4 protein-coding genes and 1 pseudogene are annotated in these 3,698 nt (G+C 67.6%); all 5 read left to right on the top strand.

The features are described from left to right. Nucleotides 1-609 (top strand): thiamine pyrophosphate-dependent enzyme (locus A6Q79_RS00510; RefSeq protein WP_317695305.1); only part of this gene is annotated, 609 nt, incomplete at its 5' end. Further along, nucleotides 606-863 (top strand): annotated as a pseudogene (locus A6Q79_RS18505) (hypothetical protein); the annotation flags it as partial. The gene A6Q79_RS00510 and the pseudogene A6Q79_RS18505, both read left to right, overlap by 4 nt. After that, complete coding sequence (gene nhaA / locus A6Q79_RS00515) at nt 843-2,069, top strand: Na+/H+ antiporter NhaA (protein ID WP_369037983.1); 1,227 nt, start codon at nt 843-845, stop codon at nt 2,067-2,069. The pseudogene A6Q79_RS18505 and the gene nhaA, both read left to right, overlap by 21 nt. 133 nt (nt 2,070-2,202) lie before the next feature. Then, nucleotides 2,203-2,655, top strand: a complete 453-nt coding sequence (locus A6Q79_RS00520; protein ID WP_317695311.1) for a hypothetical protein — start codon at nt 2,203-2,205, stop codon at nt 2,653-2,655. 254 nt (nt 2,656-2,909) lie between these two features. Next, nucleotides 2,910-3,698 (top strand): DDE-type integrase/transposase/recombinase (locus tag A6Q79_RS00525; protein WP_317695316.1); only part of this gene is annotated, 789 nt, incomplete at its 3' end.

A 3,698-nucleotide genomic window follows, 5' to 3' on the forward strand; every position in this document is an offset into this window, starting at 1 on the left:
CATTCGGCCTGCACCTTCGCGACGGTGTATAATGCACCGGTTATCCTCAATGTTATCAACAACCAGTGGGCGATCTCCAGCTTCAGCGGTTTTGCCGGGGCGGAGCGCACCACTTTTGCTGCGCGCGCATTGGGCTACGGCCTTGCGGGTCTGCGGGTCGACGGCAATGACGCGCTGGCCTGCTATGCCGCCGAGCGTTGGGCGGCGAACCGCGCGCGGGCCAATGCCGGGCCGACGCTGATCGAGTTCTTTACCTACCGCGCCGAAGGGCATTCCACCTCGGACGATCCCAGCGGCTACCGCAGCGCGCAGGAGCGCAGCGAATGGCCGCTCGGCGATCCTGTTATGCGGCTAAAGAACCACCTCATCGCGCTTGGCGAATGGGACGAAGAGCGGCAGGAGAAGATGGACCTCGAGGCGGCCGAGCACGTCAAGAAGGTGACCAAGGAAGCCGAGGCCAACGGTATCCTCGGCCACGGCCTGCATCACCCGTTCCGCACCATGTTCGAAGACGTCTTCGAAGAGCTTCCCTGGCACCTGCGCGAGCAGGCTGACCAGGCGGTGCACGAGCGCAAGACCAAGTTTCCCGAAGGATTGCCCGAGGCATGAGCGAGACCCAGACCAAGGACCTGCCCGCCACCGAGCAGCAGGGTGAACGCCGCCTCAACATGATCGAGGCGATCAACGATGCGCTCGACGTGTCGATGGGCCGCGACGACGATGTCGTGGTGATGGGCGAGGACGTCGGCTATTTCGGCGGCGTCTTCCGCTGCACCGCGGGGCTGCAGGACAAATACGGCAAGACGCGTGTGTTCGACACGCCGATCAACGAATCCGGCATCGTGGGCGCCGCGATCGCGATCATCTGGGCCAACACCGCCTTCTCCGGCACCTACGAGTCGATCCGCGACTTCAAGCCGATCTCCGAGCCGGTCTCGCTGCTCGGCGTCTCGCTGCACCTGGACCTGAGCCTGGGCAAGTGGGCCGCGGACGGCCTGCTGGCGATCTTCTTCTTCGTCGTTGGGCTCGAGCTCAAGCGTGAGTTCGTCGCCGGCGACCTGCGCGACCCGCGCCGCGCGGCCCTGCCGATGGCCGCGGCCGTCGGCGGCATGGTCGCGCCGGCGCTGATCTACGTCGCCTGGAACCTCGGCTCCAACGGCGGGCTCTCGGGGTGGGCGATCCCCACCGCCACCGACATCGCCTTCGCCGTGGCGATCCTGGCCGTGATCAGCACCCACCTGCCCTCGGGCCTGCGGACGTTCCTGCTCACGCTGGCCGTCGTCGACGACCTGCTGGCCATCACCATCATCGCGGTCTTCTACACCGAGGAGCTCGACCTGCTCTTCCTCGCGCTCGGTCTGGTGCCGATCGCGATCTTCGCGCTGCTGGTCCAGAAGCGGATCAGCTCGGGCTTCCTGCTGCTGCCGCTCGCACTCGTCGCGTGGGTGCTCGTCCACGAGTCCGGCGTCCACGCGACCGTCGCCGGCGTGCTCCTGGGCTTCACCGTGCCGGTGCTGCGCCGCGACGACGCCGAGGGCCCCGGTCTGGCCGAGCACCTCGAGCACCTCGTGCGCCCGATCAGCGCCGGCGTCGCGGTGCCGATCTTCGCCTTCTTCGCCGCCGGCGTGACCGTGGGCGGGTTCAGCGGCCTCGTGGAGTCCCTCAAGGACCCGGTCGCCCTCGGCATCGTCACCGGCCTGCTGGTCGGCAAGACCGTCGGCATCACCGGGTCGACGTGGCTGCTGTCGAAGTTCACCAAGGCCGAGCTCGACGACGAGCTGGCCTGGATCGACGTCATCGGCATGGCCATGCTCGCGGGCATCGGCTTCACCGTCTCGCTGCTGATCGGCGAGCTGGCGTTCGGCAGCAGCTCCGAGCGCGACGAGCACGTCAAGGTCGGCGTCCTGGTCGGCTCCCTCCTGGCCGCTGGGCTGGCCAGCGCGATCCTGCGCACCCGCAACCGGGTCTACCGCAGGATCACCGAGGAGGAGGAGCGGGACTCCGACCTCGACGGCATCCCCGACGTCTTCCAGACCGGCGACCAGGACCCGTCCACGCCGCCCGCCTGACGCGAGGCTCCCGCGCTGGGCGGCGGCCGGATGGTTCGTCGTCCAGCCCGGCAAGGTTTGTCGGTCAGCCGACGAACCCGGCCGAATCCCCTGTCTGCCAGTCTGCGTGTGAGTCAGTCGCTCTGATCTAGGAGTGATCGACTTGCCCATCGAAGGTGTCTACAGCGTCGAGGAACGACGCGCGTTCGTGTACGAGTACATGCTTGCTCCGTACGGTGAGAAGCAGAAGCTACTGCGCGAGCGCGGTATCCCTGATGCTCGACTGCGGCGCTGGAAGCGTGCGGTGTTGGCCGACACCCTGGACCATGGGCTGGAGCCCTGGACCGAAGGACGGGTGGACATGGACGAGACCAGCGCGGTCGCGCGACTGTTGCAGGAGAACGCCGCGTTGCGTGAACAGATCGCTGCCCGCGATGCCGCACATCAACGAGCGCTCGAGCAGCGCGATGAGGAACTGGGTCGTCAGCGGCGGGCGGTCGATGCGCTGGGAAAAGCTATCGAGCTCTTGCATCCAAGCGGCGATGCCAAGAACTCCGCGCCCGAGCCGGCCGCTGCCCCCGACCCATCGCAGAAGAGCCCGGAGTAGAGGCCGGAGTAGAGGCCGGAGTAGAGCCCGGAGTAGAGCCCGGAGTAGAGCCGGTGATCGAGGTCAGCGCCTCGTTGGTGCTGGCGTTGATCGCGGCGGGGTTCTCCCAGCGGGCCGCGTTGGACCTGGCCGGGATCGCGCGGTCGACGTGGCATTACCGCGACCATCCCCGCGCCCGGGTCAGCGAGCCGGTCGCCCATCGTCAACGTCGTACCCAGTGTTGGCTCAGCAAGGACGAGCGGGACCAGATCACGGTGAAGATCCAGACTGCGTTCGCGGCCGGCAAGAGCGTCTACCAGGCGTTCTACGACGCCCTGGATGCGGGTGACCCGGTCGCGTCGTTGTCGACCTGGTACCGCATCGCCCGGGCTGTCGACCAGACCACCCGCCCGATCCGACGTACCCGAAAGCACCGCGCCACCGCCATGCCCACGCTGCTGGTCGATGGCCCCGACCAGGCGTGGTCGTGGGACATCACCCACCTACGCGGCCCTTACCGGGGTGTCAGCTACCAGCTGTACCTGGCCATGGATGTGTTCTCCCGGATGGTCACCGGGTGGCGGGTCGAGACCCGTGAGGACGACGACCTGGCAGCCGAGATGTTCGAGCAGGCCTTCACCGTGCGCGGGGTGCTGCCGCGGATCATCCACTCCGACGGTGGTCCCTCGATGACCTCACGCACCCTGGGTGACCTGTTCGCCGAGCTCGGCATCGCGACCTCCCGCAACCGACCCAGGGTGTCGAACGACAACCCCTACTCCGAGTCGCTGTTCAAGACCGCGAAGTACACCCCCGACTACCCAGCGTTCTTCACCAACCTCGACCACGCCAGGTCCTGGGCGGCCGACTTCGTCGAGGGCTACAACCACCGCCACCACCACGCCGGGCTGGAGGGCCACACCCCCCACGACGTCCACCACGGCACCTGGACCGGTGTCCACCATCGGCGCCAAGCCGCCATGGACAGCCTCTACACCGCCCACCCCGAACGGTTCGCCAACCGCCGACCCCAGGCGCCGACGCTGCCCACAGCAGCCTGGATC

This window comes from Aeromicrobium sp. REDSEA-S32_B7, assembly GCF_001626145.1.
Classification (GTDB): Bacteria; Actinomycetota; Actinomycetes; order Propionibacteriales; family Nocardioidaceae; genus Aeromicrobium; species Aeromicrobium erythreum.